The sequence below is a fragment of the Endozoicomonas ascidiicola genome, assembly GCF_001646945.1.
GTDB lineage: Bacteria > Pseudomonadota > Gammaproteobacteria > Pseudomonadales > Endozoicomonadaceae > Endozoicomonas > Endozoicomonas ascidiicola.
The window spans coordinates 617,556-635,142 of sequence record NZ_LUTV01000005.1; the positions used below are offsets into that span (position 1 = coordinate 617,556).

The window sequence follows — 17,587 nt, forward strand, 5'->3', positions numbered from 1 at the left end:
TTCTTCGCCTTTTTCCAGGAGATATTATTCCTTTTCAAAACACGGCGAATAGTTTCCCGGGAGCAAGTAAAGCTCCATTTCACCTTGCACCAGTTTACTAACCTTTTAAGAGTCCAGCGAGGGAGTGACGACTTTTCAGCATTTGCAGCGGCTTCAGCCGAGCGGTGGATGGCTTGAGTGATGATTGAGGTAACGGTTAGACAAAAGGGGGGTGCCCGCCTGTACGCTTATACTGGAGAGCTTTTGGGCCGAATTCATTATAAGCTTTGATCCATTTCCACAAGGTGTGTGTTGCGCGTTTGGTGCTGAAGGCCACCTGTGAAGCGGATTGCTCACAACAGACTTGATAAAGGGCCATATAAAGCGTTCGCGTGTCCTATGGTGAGGTTCTGATAATCCAGATTGATAGAGGCATTCTGGGGATTGATTCCATTTATCGTGTAGGAATTTAAGCATGAATCGAATAGTTATGGCAAAAAATGATCTGTAATTATACGTCTTGAATCGTTTTTCGTTTCATGCTTTGGATCAATTTATCTGCTCATTTAGAACCGTATGTTTCAAATGAGTTTTGGTTTATCGAAAAATACGTTGCCTGAGTTGACAGGAAAAACCGGGGAAACAGTCAATACTGCGCCCCGGCCAATCATTAATCAGGCATCAATGCGCTTGTATAATACGATGAGGACCTGCTGCATCTTCACCCAGACGAGCAACACGATCCGCTTCATATTCGGTGTAGTTACCATTAGAACAAAATCTCCAGCCTTCTCGGCAATGAACTGAACGGCTTAGTTCCAGACAAGTGTTGGTGTGTTTCTCAAGGCGTGTATAACCATGAGACTTTCTAAATCCATGAAAGCCTCTCTACAACAGACTTTCTGGGAGTTCAGCAAAATAGCCAACACACATATTGAACAGAGCCGAACTGAACTATCTGCTTAATAGTTTGGATAGAACTACAATTAAAATCAGTTCAAGCCCCCAGCAAACAGGTGTACCTTCGATAACGGATAAAATAAGCCCTGAAGCCCTCCCTCTTTGCCAACATTTATATGATCGGACAACCAAAAAATAAACTATTCCAAATATTTAATGTCCAAGGTGAACATTGGTAAATCTGGATAATTGATAATGAATACAACTAGTACACAAATTAAACACCCGGTTGTTTTTCAGCCCGATACATCTCCGAAAAATTCGGTGCCACCAGCAGATACAGCAAATTTTAAAGGTCATCAACTTCAGGCCACACAGTCAACCCGGCGAGTAGAAGCTGCTCTACAAGGTGAGTGCTCTATCTGCATGGATACTTTCACCGATACTGAGGTCAAACCATTATCCTTGCTACCATGCTTCCATCTGTTCCACTCAGCATGTGTTACTGAAGCATTACGTCAACAGCAGTCTTGTCCTGAGTGCAGGGCTCCTGCTAATCATTCAACGATTAAAGCCTACGAAAACAGCACATTATTAAGAGAGAGCTTGCCACAGGAATGCACTGAAAACCTTTGTACTGTCGTAGGCGCCAAGACCTCGATTAGCTCAGGCACGAAGACTCTATGCCCTTATCCTCTTGCAACTTTCTCTCATCAAGAGGCCGACAACTTTCTGGAGAAAAATAATGCCCAAATTATTGACTGGCTCCGTGAGTCATTTGCTCAAAAACAGTACACAACCGCTCATGTGCTTTATGATGAAAAATTTTGCGGATCAGACTTCGAACACCTTCACCATAAACCAGCGATTACGCTTACAGTGCAGTTCAATCCCAGCAAGCCCATGAGAGAATTGTACTATTCGTCTGTCGATATTAACAAAGCAGAAACTCCAGAAGCGGCTTTCACAAATCTTCTCGAAGACATTCGAACCGATTTATTATTTCTCAGCCTGAGAAACACGCACCCAGCCATTTTTAACAGCAGCACCGAGCTGTGCATCTACCATTATGATTTATGGACACACAACGCTATTTACATCAATGACAAAAATAACTCCGTTCCTCTTCGCTCCATTTTCAATCCATCTACTAAATCTTTTAGTTGGGATAGTTTTAAACAGGAGCTGGGAAAAATAGATTTTGAATATAAGAAGTTGTTCGAAACAACCCCTTCCAGAGAACCTTTCATGTGTCAACCATTTTCTCGGATGGGAGTTTCTCAGAGTAGGGGGGTCGATGTTCTTGACGGCTTTCATTCCATTAGCCGGAGTGGAACTGTATTCGCAGATAGTGTCACGCCCAACTCACAACACCCTGTTAGTGAAAGTAGGTTAGAAATACCTTCTGGGGAGCTTGAGACCGATAACTTCTTATTCTGATGAGTCTTAATAAGCTTAAATGGGTAACCACCCGATCACCTCGAATTGACTCAGGTGATCGGATGCCTCAGTAGCAGATATAGTCAAGCATCAATACGTTTGTACTTGATACGATGAGGGCCAGCCGCATCTTCACCTAACCGGGTAACCCTTTCCGCCTCATACTCGGTGTAGTTACCTTCAAAGAAAGTCACTTTGGAATCACCTTCGTAGGCCAGAATGTGTGTTGCCACACGGTCCAGGAACCAGCGGTCGTGAGAGATCACCATGGCACAGCCCGGAAATGCCAGCATGGCTTCCTCCAGTGCACGCAGGGTTTCTACGTCGAGGTCGTTGGAAGGTTCGTCCAACAGAAGTACGTTACCACCGTCTTTTAATGTGGCTGCCAGTTGTAAACGACCACGTTCACCACCCGACAGTTCACCAACACGTTTCTGCTGATCACCACCTTTAAAGTTAAAGCGACCAATATAAGCACGGGAAGGGACTTCGTAGTTGTTGATCTTCAACATATCCTGACCATCGGAGATGGCTTCCCAGACGGTTTTTTTGTCGTCCAGTTCATCACGCAACTGCTGAACGTTGGAAATCTTAACTGTGTCGCCTAGTTCAACCGTTCCGGAATCTGGCTGTTCCTGTCCGGTGATCACTTTAAACAGGGTAGATTTACCAGCACCGTTACCACCGATAATGCCGACAATCGCGCCTTTTGGCACACTGAAGCTCAGATCATCAATCAACAGACGATCACCAAACCCTTTGGACAGGTTATTCACTTCGATGACCTTGTCACCTAAACGTGGGCCAGGTGGGATGTAGATTTCGTTGGTTTCGTTACGGGTCTGAAACTCCTGAGACTGCATCTCTTCAAAGCGAGCCAAACGCGCCTTGGATTTGGACTGACGACCTTTGGCATTGGAACGCGCCCACTCCAGTTCGTGCTCCATGGCTTTACGACGAGCGTCTTGTTGCTTCTGTTCCTGCTCAAGACGCTGCTCTTTCTGTTCCAGCCAGGCGCTGTAGTTGCCCTGATAAGGAATACCTTCACCACGGTCCAATTCCAGAATCCAGCCAGCAGCGTTATCGAGGAAGTAACGGTCGTGGGTAATGGCCACAACGGTGCCCGGATATTCAACGAGGAAGCGTTCTAGCCAGGCAACGGATTCAGCATCCAAGTGGTTGGTGGGTTCGTCCAGCAACAGCATTTCAGGGCTGGAGAGCAACAAACGGCAAAGTGCAACACGGCGACGCTCACCACCGGACAGGTTGGAAATTGTGGCGTCCCAATCTGGTAGACGCAACGCATCGGCAGCGACCTCTAACTTACGCTCAAGGTTGTGCGCATCGGCGGCCTGAATAATATTTTCTAACCGTGCCTGCTCCGTAGCCAATGCATCAAAATCCGCATCCGGATCAGCATAAGCGGCATAGACTTCATCTAGGCGTTGTTGAGCCGCTTTCACTTCGCCAAGGGCTTCTTCCACCACTTCACGAACGGTTTTCTCTGGATCAAGCGCCGGTTCCTGGGGCAGGTAACCCACGTTCAGGTTTGGCTGAGGGCGAGCTTCGCCATCAAACTCCTGATCAACACCGGCCATGATACGCAAAAGGGTGGATTTACCCGCACCATTAAGACCTAGCACACCAATCTTGGCGCCCGGGAAAAAGGAGAGGGAGATGTCTTTTAGAATCTGACGTTTCGGGGGAACGATCTTGCTCACCCGGTTCATGGTATAGACGTACTGTGCCATGGGTCTGGGTCTCTATGCTATTGGGAGTAGGAGGTAAACCGCGGAAAGATACTGGATAGCGCTGATCTTAGCAACTTCTCAACGGATATCATAACGGAAAGTACGCTGGTCAATCGTATGTAAGAAAACCAGACGCCTGATTTCCTGATTTCCTGATTTCCTGATTTCCTGATTTCCTGATTTCCTGATTTCCTGATTTCCTGATTTTATAAAGGTTATGCAGGATTCAGACACCGAACCGTTGAAAAAGTTTCGGCGTATGAACCGAGACATTAATTGGCGAGATACGTATTCGGCATACCCAGTGGCATAACCCTGAATACCTGCAAGTTGACAGGGTAAGGGCTGGTATTTTTGGCTTTGTGGATATCATTAATAACCTCAACCACCATCGGGTTATCTTTATCGACGGTGCATTTCTTGCCATCGTTACACTCAATGGTAAGCGAGCCTTGTTTACCGGTACTGTTAGGCACAATCATGGCGAACATAATGCCCGGGTGATGGTGTCTGGGAACTGCAGCTCCAGGTGGAATGCTGATGGATGCGACCGTCACTTCTGCGCCTCGCTCACACAACGTTTTCAAGTAATCTTTCGGTATAGGATTGCCTGCCCAGTCCGTAGACGATTTAAACAGCTCCTTTACCGCGATTGGGCTGTTTCCATAACCACCTTTCTGATTAGGAGCGCAACAGCTTGAGGCTTTTGCCGGCTCTTGCAGAGAAACCTTCCTTGTCTCGGCCTCACGATATGGGAGCAAAAAGTTAATATAACCGTTTAAATAGTTCGAAAAGTTAACGCTTTTTATACGGTCAAAACCAAAGATACTTTTTGATTCACCCTCAATGGCCGGTTTGCAAAGCGTTTCGATCGTGGTTTGTCGATATCCAAAGCCATGCATTAAAAAATTATCCATAGATGTCACTACTCCTAATGAACACAGGCTAATCAATCTAACAACGCCTAACGCGCATACCTATTAGACATACTGGTTATAAATTGGTTCCCTTCTCTATTACATAGCTTTTCTCAGAGAGACCTCTTTATAAACTGTTTTATGGGCAGATATAGGTTATTGAGCCACAATGCGCTGGGTAATTTGTTGGTTTAGCTAACTTCACCAACCCTATGAAGCATTTTCACTGCCGATTTGCTCTCAGCTGTATTAGAATTGCGCTTCACCACCAGATACTGGCTTTTAATAACAAGCAACCACCGTCAGAGGTAATCAATGTTCACGAAGGACATGACCATCGCTGAGTTCGACCCGGAGCTTAAAGCAGCCATTGATGCAGAAACCCTGCGCCAAGAAGAACACATTGAGCTGATCGCCTCCGAAAACTACGCAAGCCCACGGGTTATGGAAGCCCAGGGTTCTGCACTCACTAACAAATACGCCGAAGGTTACCCGGGCAAGCGCTACTACGGTGGCTGTGAGCATGTGGATGTGACCGAGCAACTGGCCATCGACCGTGCCAAAGCACTGTTCGGTGCCAAGTTTGCCAACGTTCAGCCGCACTCTGGCTCTCAGGCCAATGCCGCCGTCTTTATGGCGCTGATCAAGCCGGGCGATACCGTTCTGGGCATGAGCCTGGCGCACGGTGGTCACCTGACCCACGGCGCTGGCGTTAGTTTCTCCGGCCGTATTTATAATGCGGTTCAGTACGGAATCACTCCGGACACCGGTGAGCTTGATTACGAAGAAATCGAGCGCATGGCCCTTGAGTACAAGCCAAAGATGATTATTGGCGGTTTCTCTGCTTATTCACGTGTGGTTGACTGGCAGCGCTTCCGCGATATCGCCGATAAAGTAGGCGCTTACCTGCTGGTTGATATGGCACACATTGCCGGCTTGGTTGCTGCAGGTGTTTATCCTTCGCCAGTGGGTATTGCCGATGTTGTCACCACCACCACTCATAAAACCCTGGGTGGTCCTCGTGGTGGTTTGATTCTCGCCAACGACAACGAAGAGATTAACAAGAAGCTGAACTTTGCTGTGTTCCCGGAATCTCAGGGCGGCCCACTTTGCCACGTGATTGCGGCTAAAGCGGTGTGCTTTAAAGAAGCCATGGCCGATGAGTTCAAAACCTATCAGGCTCAGGTGGTTGAAAACGCACGCGCCATGACCAAAGTCATGATGGATCGCGGTATCAAGATTGTTTCCGGCGGAACGGACGATCACCTGTTCCTGATGGATCTGATCGGCAAAGAGTATTCCGGTAAAGATGCCGAAGCTGCTCTCGGCCGTGCCAACATCACCGTGAACAAAAACTCTGTGCCAAACGATCCACGTTCACCATTTGTCACCAGTGGTCTGCGTATTGGCTCTCCAGCCATTACCCGCCGTGGTTTCAATGAAGCCGATTCCGCTGCTCTGGCTGGCTGGATCTGCGACGTTCTGGATGGCATGGGTGACGGTTCCAGCGATCCAAAGGTAGAAGCAGAGGTGAAAGCGAAAGTGCTGGAAATCTGTGGTCGACTGCCTGTTTATAAGTAAGTCGTTTTACAGTGCTTGATAAAAAACCGCCATCGGCTTTAGCTGATAGCGGTTTTTTTATTGCCTTTAATTTGTCACAAACAATACAGTCCAGTTAGACTGACTTTTTAATTACCAGTCTGACCATCCATGGCCAAAGCAAAATCCCGAAAAGCATACGTTTGTACCGAGTGCGGCAGTGAAGCCAGTAAATGGCAGGGGCAATGTGCCGATTGCAAAGCCTGGAACACCTATAAAGAAATCAATCTTGGCCCAGCATCGTCTCCCTCTATTGCAGCCAGCAACAAGGCCGGTTTTGCGGGCTCTCTTTCCAGCCTGAAAACCCTGAATGAAGTAGACGTTGAAGAAGCGCCCCGTTTTTCCAGTGGCATGATGGAGTTTGATCGGGTGCTCGGTGGTGGTTTTGTTAAAGGCAGCGCGGTGTTGATTGGTGGTCATCCGGGCGCGGGAAAAAGTACCATCCTTTTACAGGTGCTTTGCCATGTCGCCCAATCCATGAATGCGCTTTATGTGTCTGGTGAAGAATCCCTTCAGCAAATTGCTTCCCGTGCTCAACGCCTTGGTTTGCCAACAGACCGATTGAAAATGTTGGCGGAAGTATCGGCGGAGAATATTGTCGCCGTGGCAGAGCAGGAAAAACCGGGCATTATCGTGATCGACTCCATTCAGGTTATGTATATGAATGGCGTCGACTCTGCTCCCGGTGGGGTGGCGCAGGTAAAAGAGTCCGCCGCTTTTCTGACCCGTTATGCCAAACAGACTGGCTGTGTTTTGCTGATTGTTGGTCATGTCACTAAAGATAATTCTCTCGCTGGCCCCATGACCCTTTCCCACATCATCGATACCCAGATTATGCTGGGCAACACCGATGATTCCCGCTTTCGAATGATGCGCGCCACGAAAAACCGCTTTGGTCAGGTAAACGAGTTAGGTATTTTTGCCATGACGGAAACGGGTTTGAAGGAAGTGAAAAATCCATCAGCGATCTTCCTTTCCCGAACGCAGGAGCCGACCTCTGGCAGTATTATCTCCGTTCTTTGGGAAGGTACACGACCGCTGCTGGTTGAAATACAGGCATTGGTGGTGGATTCACAATTAGGAAACCCTCGTCGTGTCACCGTCGGCGTAGAACAAAATCGCCTTGCCATGCTGCTGGCGATTCTTACTCGCCATGGTGGAATTTTCACCAGTGATCAGGATGTTTTTCTCAACGTTGTGGGCGGGGTAAAAATCTCCGAAACCAGTGCCGACCTTGCCAGTTTATTAGCCGTCGTTTCCAGCTTGCGTGATTCGCCTTTACCACAAGATTTAATTGCTTTTGGGGAAGTGGGTCTGGCCGGCGAAATTCGCCCAGTCGCTAATGGGCAGGAACGAATTATTGAGGCGGTTAAACACGGTTTCAGTCGTGCAATTGTGCCGGCGGCCAATAAACCTCGCAAGCCGATTCCGGGTTTGACCGTCATTGCGGTGAACAAGCTCTCTGAAGCATTGGAAGCGATTTAGACCTTCTTTGCGAAATTGAACTCTTTATCTCCGCTTGCACGGAGATAAAGAGGTTTTGGCTCGCTCTTAAACCCCGCCATAACATAAATATTTGGTATCCAGATACTCTTCAATACCCTCTTTGCCGCCTTCACGACCAAAGCCGGATTGTTTGACACCACCAAAAGGCGCCACTTCTGTGGAGATAATCCCTTCGTTAATGCCCACCATTCCGTACTCCAACGCTTCAGACACTTTAAAAATACGACCAATATCACGACTGTAGAAATAAGCTGCCAAACCATAAACGGTGTCGTTTGCATTTTGAATCAATTCTTCATCGGTTCTGAAACGAATCACCGGAGCCACTGGCCCAAAAATCTCTTCCTGAACAATGTCCATGCTTTGCTCAACATCAGTCAAAACCGTTGGTTCAACAAACAAGCCCTCCCGGGGTGAGCCACCATAAGCTAACGTTGCGCCCTGCTCTACCGCTTTTGCAATCAGCTTATTAATGCCTTCTTTGGCATTCTGATCAATGACTGGGCCGATATTTACGCCTTCATCCAAGCCATTACCTATTTTCAGCTGCCTGACCGCTTCAATAAATTGCCCCATAAACTGATCATAAACGTCATCGTGCACATAAAGCCGATTCGCACAGACACAAGTCTGCCCGGCATTGCGAAATTTGGAGGCAATGGCACCGGCCACTGCAGCATCAATATCCGCATCATCAAACACCACAAATGGTGCGTTGCCGCCCAGCTCCATAGAGACACGCTTTACGGTTTCTGCGCATTGGGCAATCAGCTGACTGCCAACAGCCGTTGACCCCGTAAACGACAGTTTTCTAATAGTTGTACTGTTACAGAAGATTTCGCCCACCAGCCTTGAGGAATGATTCACAACCAACCGGAGAAGATCTTTCGGGATACCTGCTTGATAGGCCAGTTCGACCACAGCATAAGCAGATAAAGGTGTCTGATTTGCAGGTTTACCAATAAAACTGCAACCTGCCGCCAGTGCCGGCGCGGCTTTGCGGGTAATCATAGCAATAGGAAAATTCCAGGGCGTAATGGCCGATGCAACGCCCACAGGTTGCTTGATGGTCATCAATCTCCGGTCACCGGTGTGCGCAGGAATCGTATCGCCGTAAACCCGTTTACCTTCTTCAGCAAACCACTCAATAAAGGAAGCACCGTAGGCAACTTCACCTTTGGCTTCTGCCAATGGCTTGCCCTGCTCCAGAGTCATAATACGACCAAGATCGTCCTGGTTCTCCATCAACAGCTGATACCAATTATTCAGAATGGATGAACGATGTTTCGCCGTGGTATTTTTCCATTCCTTCTGCGCCTTAGCAGACCGTTCAATAATGGTATTAATTTCTTCTTCTGTTTGCGTTGGAATATGACACAACAACTCGCCACTGGCAGGGTTAGTAACCGCCAGAGTGGTTTCAGAGGGCTCACATATAAATACCAACAAGGCGGTATTTTTGATCTCTTTCATGCTAAAAACCTTTACGTTAAGTCGTCATAACAAAGCGGGGATCTGCTGGGTAATACAGTGAATGTTCCCGCCGCCCAACAGAATTTCACGACCCGGCACACCGATAACCTGATAATCAGGTAGCACCTTCTTCAGCACATCCATCGCACGCTGATCGGTTGTTTCATCTAGCAGAGGCATAACCACGGTTTTATTAATCATCAGGAAGTTACTGTAAGACGCCGCCAGTCGTTCACCAGCTTCACGCTTCATACCTTGGGAGGGTTCGATATCCGCAGCTTCTTCCTCAGTCAGGAACAAAGGACCAGGCACTGGTAACTTGTGTACTTTGATACGACGGCCTTTGGCATCGTCATTACTGTTCAGCACATCAAGCGCGGCTCGTGAGATGTCATATTGTGGATCTTCTGGATCATCACACCAGCTGAGCACCACCTCAGCCGGAGCAATCACATGCATCAGGTTATCCACATGACCGTTCGTTTCATCGTTATAGAGCCCCTGAGGAATCCAGATGACTTTGCTGATATTAAGATAGTCTGACAAATGTGATTCAATCTGAGCTTTGGTCAAACTTGGGTTACGGCCAACATTTAGAAGACACTCTTCCGTTGTATACAAGGTCCCTTCGCCATCCGTATGAATTGCGCCACCTTCCATCACAAAAGGTGCTTCATAGTGATCAATACCCATCAAGCCACTGATTTTTTCCGCAACCTGCTCGTCCTTGTCCCAAGGAAAATACAGGCCATTGGTCAATCCACCCCAGGCATTGAATTGCCAGCTGATGGCTCGAGCTGCCTGTTGATCATTGATCAAAACCGTTGGGCCAAAATCTCTCATCCAGGCATCATTCGTGCTCAGCTCAACCACACGAACATGGTCCGGTAACACATAACGGGCGTATTCGTATTGCCCTGCATTGACAGCCACTGACACATTGACCGATTGAGCAATCACCTGAATCACATCCCGAAAGGCCTGTTGTGCTGGTTTTGCGCCGAGCCGCCAGTTGTCCGCCCTTTCAGGCCAGGCCAGCCAGACATGTTGCTGAGGCTGGAACTCTGCTGGCCAGAAAAAACCATCCTGTTTAGGAATACCGATACATTTCATCCCTGAACTCCTACTGGTTCACTGGCCTGTCAGAGAATGAAGACGACTATATAGATCTGGCCTGCGATCACGGAATAGCCCCCAGCTATGTCGTGCTTTAGCCGTTGCTTCAAGATCAATCTCTGCATAGATGATTGTTTCTTCGTTCCGGCCAGCTTCAGCGATTTTCTGCCCCGTGTGATCGGTAATAAATGAAGAACCGTAGAATGTTGTTTCTATACCGTCGTCTACTTCGATACCGGTGCGATTAGCGGTGATGACTGGCACCAGGTTGGCGGCAGAGTGTCCCTGCATGGTTCGCTGCCAGTGACCTTGCGAATCCAGACTTGGATCCTGTGGTTCAGAACCAATAGCGGTTGGATAAAAAATGGCTTCAGCACCAGCCAGTGCCAAGCTTCGCGCTAATTCGGGAAACCATTGATCCCAGCAAATACCTGCACCAAAGCGACCAAACTGTGTGTTCCAGACTTTAAAACCTGTATCACCGGGGCTGAAGTAGAATTTCTCGCTGTAGCCCGGGCCATCCGGAATATGGGATTTACGATAATTATCCAGAACTGTGCCATCTGCATCGATCATGACCAGCGAGTTAAAAAAACAGTTACCCGCTTTTTCAAAATAGCTGACCGGCAGAACCACATTGTGTTTTTGTGCCAACTCACTCATGGTACCGATCAAACGACTACTGACTTTATCTTCAGCCAGCTCAAAGTACGAAGCGACCTGCTCTTTACAGAAATAAGGTGTGGCAAACAGCTCCTGAAGCAAAACAACATTAGCACCCTGAGCCGCAGCTTCTGCAACAGCGCTGGACGCTTTTCTTATGTTGTCTTCGAGATCCCAGCTGATGGACAACTGAACAGAGGCAAATGTTATTTTTTTAGCCATATCCGGATTCTCCTTTCTTCTTATTATCATGGTCAGAGTGAAGGCTCAGAGGAAGAAAACTAAACCTTCATTTGTTGAGCAGTCGCCTTTTAATACAACCATGCCATTCGAGGTGTCACTTAGCACCACCAAAATGAGGGATAGCGATATCCTGCTGTCGTTTGCTAATTTGAGTAATCGCAAATTCTTATTAGTTAGCTCATAGAGTCTCTATAGGATCGAATAAACACCGGTCTGTTCAATTTATAGAACAACGGCAATTCAAGGCAAGGGATTTCAATCAAATACATCTTATTAACGCTTAAAAAACACAATATCTGTAATTTATTTCGAACAGATCATTAAAGACAAAGAAAAGAAATAACATCTACTGCAAAAGCATCCTGACACGCTAACAGCCATCTAAAACTGGTGTTTTTATAAACGTTTGAGATTACTATCGTTTTCAGAATAATCCATGGGAAGTTAGATTAAGATGTATAAGATCCCCGAAAAAATGTCTGGCATTCTGCTCAATGGTCATGGCGGATTTGAGAGCCAAACGTTCAACGACAATATTCCTGTACCAACACCCGGTCACCATGAAGTACTGATTCGTGTTCATGCTGCGGGTGTTAACAATACCGATATCAATACTCGTATCGGCTGGTATTCAAAGTCTGATGGTGACAGTGAAGATGCTAGCTGGTCTGGTGACGCACTCAAATTCCCACGTATTCAAGGTGCCGATATCTGTGGCGTTATTGTTGCTGTTGGAGAAGGCGTTGATGAAAGCCGCATCGGCGAGAGAGTGCTTGTAGAACCCTGCCTTCGTGAGAAAGAAGGTAAACCTCTGGATCATTTTTGGTATATAGGTTCAGAGTGTGATGGCGGTTTTGCCGACTACACCGTTGCGCCATCAAAACATACCTATTCAAACGCGATGTTCGACTTGCAGATTTTTAACTTTGCATGGAAGTAAGTCCAACTAAAACTTTAAAAGCTGTACCAAAGTGGAGTTTCACTGATTTTTAAGCAGCAGCAATCAGGCTTTCAAACTGAATCGGTGCTTTCCCTGCACTGATATTCAGATATGAACCCATATTGTGTGCCAAAAGCTTCCTGGCTATACGCGAAGTCATATGCCACCTGTCTCGACAACGGCACCTTTCGATTTCAAATTGTTCTGCCAGCTGGCCAATAACTGTTTCAATCCTCCGTCGTACCCGCATGATTAATTTCACAAACGACTTTGGTCTATCATCTTTCATGTTTTTTCTTAGTGGTGTCTGTAGGTCGATACCTAACCCCCGGCAGTCTTCTTTGAACTCTGGTCGTATATACCCTTTGTCACCTAACAAAAGTCCGGCAATGATATCCATCATGTCATAAGCAGCGTCACGCTCATCAATATTAGCGGCAGTCAGCGTAAATCCAACGGGAATACCGCGAGCTTCAACCAGTAGATGCCCCTGAATTCCGTAGAAATGCTTATTCTTTGAGGCACAGTAACCGTAGCCAGCCTCCCCTTTAAAGACTTTGCTTCTGGGCGCTCTTGTCCTTACAGCGACATCAATTGGAAAGCCGTCAATCAGGTGAATATCTGCATTATCAGCATGCATCAACTGAACGAGTCGCTGCTGAAGTTTCTGTTTAACGGCCCATAAGTTAGCGGCCTGCTTGACGAATGTGGACCGTGATGGAATATCAGGAAACAGGTGTCGCCAATGTTGAGCAAAATACTTCCAGATATGCTTATCAGCATGATGTCCAAGCCATTCACCGGTGACCTCCATGGTGATCACTTCACTATCTGAAAGCTTTGGTGGATAACCGCGGCTTCTCAGAGGTAATGGAACGAGTTCTTTGATTAAATCGTCGATCAGGCAGAAGACAGTAGTGATAAACTGTTCAACGGGCATGGCTGGTTTCCTCCTTTGTATCCACTGTTTTTAATAGCAGAAAAGTAGGTCAGTCATGCCTTTTTCAGGTCAGTTTAAAAGTCGAACATCGCGTCTATTCAATTAAATCGCCACTGTCTGATATTGAACTGGCTTCTTTTCCCTGTTCTTACTCCACAGCAGAAAACCTGCTCACTAAACCGAATGTAAAGTCCAGCGACACGGTTCTGGTAACAGGTGCTTCTGGTGGCGTGGGCTCCGCGGCCATTCAGCTGGCAAAAGCCAGGGGGGCAAAAGTAATTGCAGTGACCAGCCCGGCAAAATCAGAAGAGCTGATACAGCTGGGAGCAGACCAAACGGTTTCCCGCTCAGAAAACCTGATTGAAGCATTGGGCAAAGACAGCGTTGATGTTGTCATTGATCTGGTCGCTGGTGAACAGTGGGGAAATCTGCTGGAAGTCATGAAGCCCGGCGGTCGATATGCGGTGGCAGGTGCTATTGGCGGGCCAATGGTGCAACTGGATATCCGCACACTGTACCTGAAGGATTTGAGCTTTTTCGGCTGTACAAAACTGGAGCCAGAGGTTTTTGCCAATCTTGTACACCATATCGAAACCAGCAATATCAAACCGCTGGTCGCACACTCATTCCCTTTAAAAGAAATTGATGCTGCTCAAACACTGTTTCTTGAGAAAAAGCACACCGGTAAAATCGTACTCTCGGTAAAAGATAGCCATTAAAATAATCACCTCTGCCAGAATTTGGCAGAGGTTTCTTCATACCAGAATGCCGATACCTGCCAACAACAAATACAGATAAAAAATATTCTGCACAATCACCGGTTTTACGTTTTGAACCAGTTTCAACCCAAGCGGTGGAAAGATTGCCATGGTCACGGCGATGGTCAGAAAAGCCGGCAGAAAAACATACCCTGCCATCCAATTAGTGCCAAAATCATGCACTTGCAAACCTGAAACCACATACCCAGCACTGCCAATAATAGAGTACGGTACAGCAACGATCAGGTTGGTGCCCAATACGGAATGGTGATCAGTGTATCGAGACAGAAAAGGAATCATCAGAATACCCAGAGCAACACCAGCCATACCGCTCAACGTAGCACTAACCATGCTCATCAACACAATCAAAACAGGCTCAACGGGCCGAACAGCGGCCCACTTACCTTTATAGACGTTCCACAATTTATATAAGGCGATCAAAATTAGAAATAGCCCGATGTACCATTTCAACCAAGCTGCTGGTAACAAGTGCGTTGTTAACGGTGCAATCACAGCGCCCGCAAGCACGCCTGGTAAACACAACATAATCAATTTGGTGTTAAAAAAACCTTTCCGGTAATAACTGGCAGCCCCTGAAGCACTGCCAACCACCAACGCTGCCAGACACGTTGCAACGGCCGCTTTAATAGCAATGTCATGGGGGAAAATATGAGAAAAAATAAACGACAGAAGCGGTAAAATTACCAGACTGCTACCACTGCCCAGTGCACCAATAATAATGCCACCTAATGCACCGGTAAGCAGGTAAACCAGATAAGTAAGCATTTTTTCTCCCATTGAATACAGCAGGCAGCCGACAACATTCGATAACGGTCAGTTTACGCTGGGATAGCCTCATGGTTATTCCATATGAGCAAAGAGTGGTACCAACTCTGTACCTATAGACAGGTCAATAGTAGAGTATTTAAAAAAATAAATCGGGTTAACAACATGTCGTACTTTATTCGTCCCTCGCGCCCAGAAGACACCGGACTCCTATGTGGGATCTATCAAAGTTCCATCCAAACATTGGGCAAACCTTATTACCGGAACGATCAACTTCAAGCTTGGTCTGGTAGCTTTTCCACTCTATCTGATTTTGGTGACTGGCTCGAAAAATCCTCAATTTTTGTTGTAGAAAATGCCGGAATTCCTGTTGGCTTTGCAGGATTTGAAGGCGCTAATGAAGAGAACGGCCGAATTGCTTCACTGTTTGTTCACCCTGAACACGGCAGGAAAGGTATTGCATCCATGTTGCTAGAGCATTTGATGAATCAATTGAAAGATACAGGAAAAACGCTTCTCACCACTGCAGCCTCAGAGCTCTCAAAGCCTCTATTTGAGAAGTTCGGCTTTACGGTTAGAGAGATAGAAACCACTATCCTTAGCGGTATAGAGATATCCCGTTACGCGATGGAGTGTCGTCTGATAAGATGACCCACAGGTATCTCTGAAGAGCCTAAAGACAAAAATATTCAGGTTGTACTGTGTCCGCTTATTTATCCGGTTTCTCTCTAGGCCTTTCCCTCATTCTTGCGATCGGCTCTCAAAATGCTTTCGTTATAAAGCAGGGGATAAAAAAACACTATGTACTGTTAATCTGCCTACTTTGTGCGACTTCTGACGCATTATTAATTGCATTGGGCGTTGCTGGCTTTGGCGCAGTTGTGCAGGAATTCCCACAAATCGAAACCTTCGCTCGATACGGTGGTGCTGCTTTTCTGCTGTTTTATGGTTTGCTGAGTTTCCACTCTGCTTTTACCAAATCCCATTCTTTAGAAGACAGCACCGTCTCTGCAGGATCTGTATCGAAGACAGCTGCCGCTTGCCTGGCATTCACTTGGCTAAACCCACATGTTTACTTGGATACTGTCGTATTGCTGGGTTCTATCTCAACCCAATTCGAAGGTGAACAGCTTCAATTTGGTCTGGGTGCTATGACCGCTTCATTCTGCTTTTTCTTCAGTCTTGGGTATGGCGCACGATTACTGTCTCCTTTATTCAAGAAACCGATTTCATGGAAGATATTGGAAGTTTTTGTTGGGCTTACTATGTTCACCATTGCCGCTTCGCTGGCTATATTTTAAGCTTGAGTTGACAACAGATTAACTCCTAACTTCTTCCGAGATTATCGCAAAACCCCAAACATCTCGTTCCCATGCTTCGAGGGTGTCGCAAAACTCCAGAAACCTCGTTCCCATGCTTCGCGTGGGAATGCATACCCTTGAATTTCAATGAGTTAGAAATGTGGGTTCCCACGCAAAGCATGGGAACCAGGGCTTTTGCGACAACCTCGCTTCACGTGGGAATGCATATCATCAAATGTTCAAAGAAATAGAAGTATGTGGTTTTGCGACAAACCAGAAGCTTAATCAACATTTCTTGTATTGATGGGCAACATAGGAAAAACAACCAAAGATCCGGTCTCGCCAAATCGCTGTCTTCCCCACCACCACTTCAATATCTTCTCGCTTCTTCCATATAAGTGATTTCCGAAATCGAACACACGTACCAGAAAATCCCATCTAAAATAGTGCCTTACCCCGGATATTTCATAAATGCTGCTAAGCCAGAAGAAGTGATGTTTTTTTGAACAAACAAATCCTTGCAGAGCATAGCAACAAACTCTTCTGCCTTTCGGTCATGCTTAACTGCACCTTTTTACCGCTATAAAATAATCGATTTTCCGAGTATTTGGCATGACGAACCCTCAGCTTGTTTTGCTGATTCAATTTCGTGCCTTTTATTCAAAGTGTTGTGTCTGTTACCCCGGTTTGGGGAACGGCAGGGCAGTAAACGTTTCTGTAATTCGCTGCAGCACCTCTTTCATTGGGTTACTGCTGGGCAGGTGTAACTTCACACGATCTTTGTACTCCACCACCTTAACAGCAATTTTGAACAATTTGGCAATCACTGTTGAAGGCTGTGCCTTCTCTAACTCAGTACCCTTCAACGCAATGGCTCTCATTTCATAATGCAAAACATAGGCAGCGCATGCGTAATACATGCGTAACGCATTCGCCCGAAAACTCATATCCGATGTTCGATCACACGACAGGTCATTTTTCAGATGTTTGATGTAGTTTTCATCCTGCCCCCTCGGACAATAGAACTGTTCATAAATGCATTGTGCTGAAGCGTTTGTTATGGATGTCACCACAAAACGAGGATTGTCACCCATCTGATTGACTTCAGCTTTATAGATGACACGTGTATTCAGTCCTTTCCAACTCTTTGCCTGATAGTTTGCCTCACCATATATACGAACACGGTAAGGTATTGCCAAATCATTCGATCGTGCGTTAGCCGTGCGTTCCTGCAGGCAGCGACGAGCTTCAGCCATGCTCTCATCCGATTGAGGC

General features: G+C 46.7%; 16 protein-coding genes. 7 read left to right on the forward strand and 9 right to left on the reverse strand.

Features of this window, described 5'->3' with window-relative positions; translation table 11 throughout:
* A partial coding sequence (locus tag AKL11_RS26675) for a winged helix-turn-helix domain-containing protein (RefSeq protein ID WP_157673632.1) occupies positions 1–185 on the reverse strand: 185 nt, incomplete at its 3' end.
* A gap of 949 nt (positions 186–1,134) precedes the next feature.
* Between AKL11_RS26675 and AKL11_RS16470 the strand changes: the two genes are divergently transcribed.
* A complete protein-coding gene (locus AKL11_RS16470) occupies positions 1,135–2,319 on the forward strand; it encodes an RING finger domain-containing protein (protein ID WP_067519392.1) in 1,185 nt (394 codons plus the stop codon).
* A gap of 83 nt (positions 2,320–2,402) precedes the next feature.
* Here AKL11_RS16470 and ettA read toward each other — a convergent pair whose 3' ends face one another.
* Positions 2,403–4,070 carry an energy-dependent translational throttle protein EttA gene (gene ettA, locus AKL11_RS16475; protein ID WP_067519394.1) on the reverse strand — a complete coding sequence of 556 codons (1,668 nt, stop codon included), beginning with the start codon at positions 4,068–4,070 and terminating at the stop codon, positions 2,403–2,405.
* 272 nt (positions 4,071–4,342) lie between these two features.
* Positions 4,343–4,987, reverse strand: a complete 645-nt coding sequence (locus tag AKL11_RS16485) for a cupin domain-containing protein (protein ID WP_157673609.1) — start codon at positions 4,985–4,987, stop codon at positions 4,343–4,345.
* A gap of 315 nt (positions 4,988–5,302) precedes the next feature.
* Between AKL11_RS16485 and glyA the strand changes: the two genes are divergently transcribed.
* Positions 5,303–6,568, forward strand: a complete 1,266-nt coding sequence (gene glyA, locus AKL11_RS16490; RefSeq protein WP_067519402.1) for a serine hydroxymethyltransferase — start codon at positions 5,303–5,305, stop codon at positions 6,566–6,568.
* A gap of 129 nt (positions 6,569–6,697) precedes the next feature.
* On the forward strand, positions 6,698–8,071 hold the full coding sequence (radA, locus tag AKL11_RS16495) for a DNA repair protein RadA (protein WP_067519404.1): 1,374 nt from the start codon (positions 6,698–6,700) through the stop codon (positions 8,069–8,071).
* A gap of 66 nt (positions 8,072–8,137) precedes the next feature.
* On the opposite strand, the gene AKL11_RS16500 is transcribed toward radA, so the two are convergent.
* Genes AKL11_RS16500 through aguB form a run of 3 tightly spaced genes read right to left on the reverse strand, consistent with a single transcriptional unit; the run spans position 8,138 to position 11,566 of the window.
* Complete coding sequence (locus AKL11_RS16500) at positions 8,138–9,565, reverse strand: NAD-dependent succinate-semialdehyde dehydrogenase (RefSeq protein ID WP_067519406.1); 1,428 nt, start codon at positions 9,563–9,565, stop codon at positions 8,138–8,140.
* Between the two features lie 24 nt (positions 9,566–9,589).
* Complete coding sequence (aguA, locus tag AKL11_RS16505; protein ID WP_067519409.1) at positions 9,590–10,678, reverse strand: agmatine deiminase; 1,089 nt, start codon at positions 10,676–10,678, stop codon at positions 9,590–9,592.
* A gap of 18 nt (positions 10,679–10,696) precedes the next feature.
* The gene (gene aguB / locus AKL11_RS16510) at positions 10,697–11,566 is read right to left on the reverse strand and encodes an N-carbamoylputrescine amidase (RefSeq protein WP_067519412.1); all 870 of its coding nucleotides are present in this window, start codon (positions 11,564–11,566) and stop codon (positions 10,697–10,699) included.
* A gap of 475 nt (positions 11,567–12,041) precedes the next feature.
* Here aguB and AKL11_RS16515 point away from each other — a divergent pair, with 475 nt between their 5' ends.
* The gene (locus AKL11_RS16515; RefSeq protein WP_067519414.1) at positions 12,042–12,527 is read left to right on the forward strand and encodes an alcohol dehydrogenase catalytic domain-containing protein; all 486 of its coding nucleotides are present in this window, start codon (positions 12,042–12,044) and stop codon (positions 12,525–12,527) included.
* Positions 12,528–12,576: 49 nt separating this feature from the next.
* Here AKL11_RS16515 and AKL11_RS16520 read toward each other — a convergent pair whose 3' ends face one another.
* A complete protein-coding gene (locus AKL11_RS16520; RefSeq protein WP_067519416.1) occupies positions 12,577–13,467 on the reverse strand; it encodes an IS982 family transposase in 891 nt (296 codons plus the stop codon).
* A gap of 206 nt (positions 13,468–13,673) precedes the next feature.
* Between AKL11_RS16520 and AKL11_RS16525 the strand changes: the two genes are divergently transcribed.
* Entirely contained in the window at positions 13,674–14,186 is a 513-nt protein-coding gene (locus AKL11_RS16525; protein ID WP_281180495.1) for a zinc-binding dehydrogenase, read from the forward strand.
* A 36-nt stretch (positions 14,187–14,222) separates the two neighbouring features.
* Here the strand turns inward: AKL11_RS16525 and AKL11_RS16530 are convergent, their stop codons facing one another.
* Positions 14,223–15,011 (reverse strand): sulfite exporter TauE/SafE family protein, encoded by a 789-nt coding sequence (locus tag AKL11_RS16530; protein WP_157673610.1) that lies wholly within the window; start codon positions 15,009–15,011, stop codon positions 14,223–14,225.
* A gap of 165 nt (positions 15,012–15,176) precedes the next feature.
* On the opposite strand from AKL11_RS16530, the gene AKL11_RS16535 reads away from it, so the two are divergent.
* Together AKL11_RS16535 and AKL11_RS16540 are read left to right on the forward strand one after the other, a co-directional pair.
* Positions 15,177–15,662 carry a GNAT family N-acetyltransferase gene (locus AKL11_RS16535; RefSeq protein ID WP_157673611.1) on the forward strand — a complete coding sequence of 162 codons (486 nt, stop codon included), beginning with the start codon at positions 15,177–15,179 and terminating at the stop codon, positions 15,660–15,662.
* A gap of 50 nt (positions 15,663–15,712) precedes the next feature.
* Positions 15,713–16,312: a LysE/ArgO family amino acid transporter gene (locus AKL11_RS16540; RefSeq protein ID WP_067519422.1), complete on the forward strand. Its 600-nt coding sequence runs from the start codon at positions 15,713–15,715 to the stop codon at positions 16,310–16,312.
* Positions 16,313–16,989: 677 nt separating this feature from the next.
* Here the strand turns inward: AKL11_RS16540 and AKL11_RS16545 are convergent.
* The coding region (locus tag AKL11_RS16545) for a transposase (RefSeq protein ID WP_216636790.1) at positions 16,990–17,587 on the reverse strand (598 nt) is incomplete at its 5' end.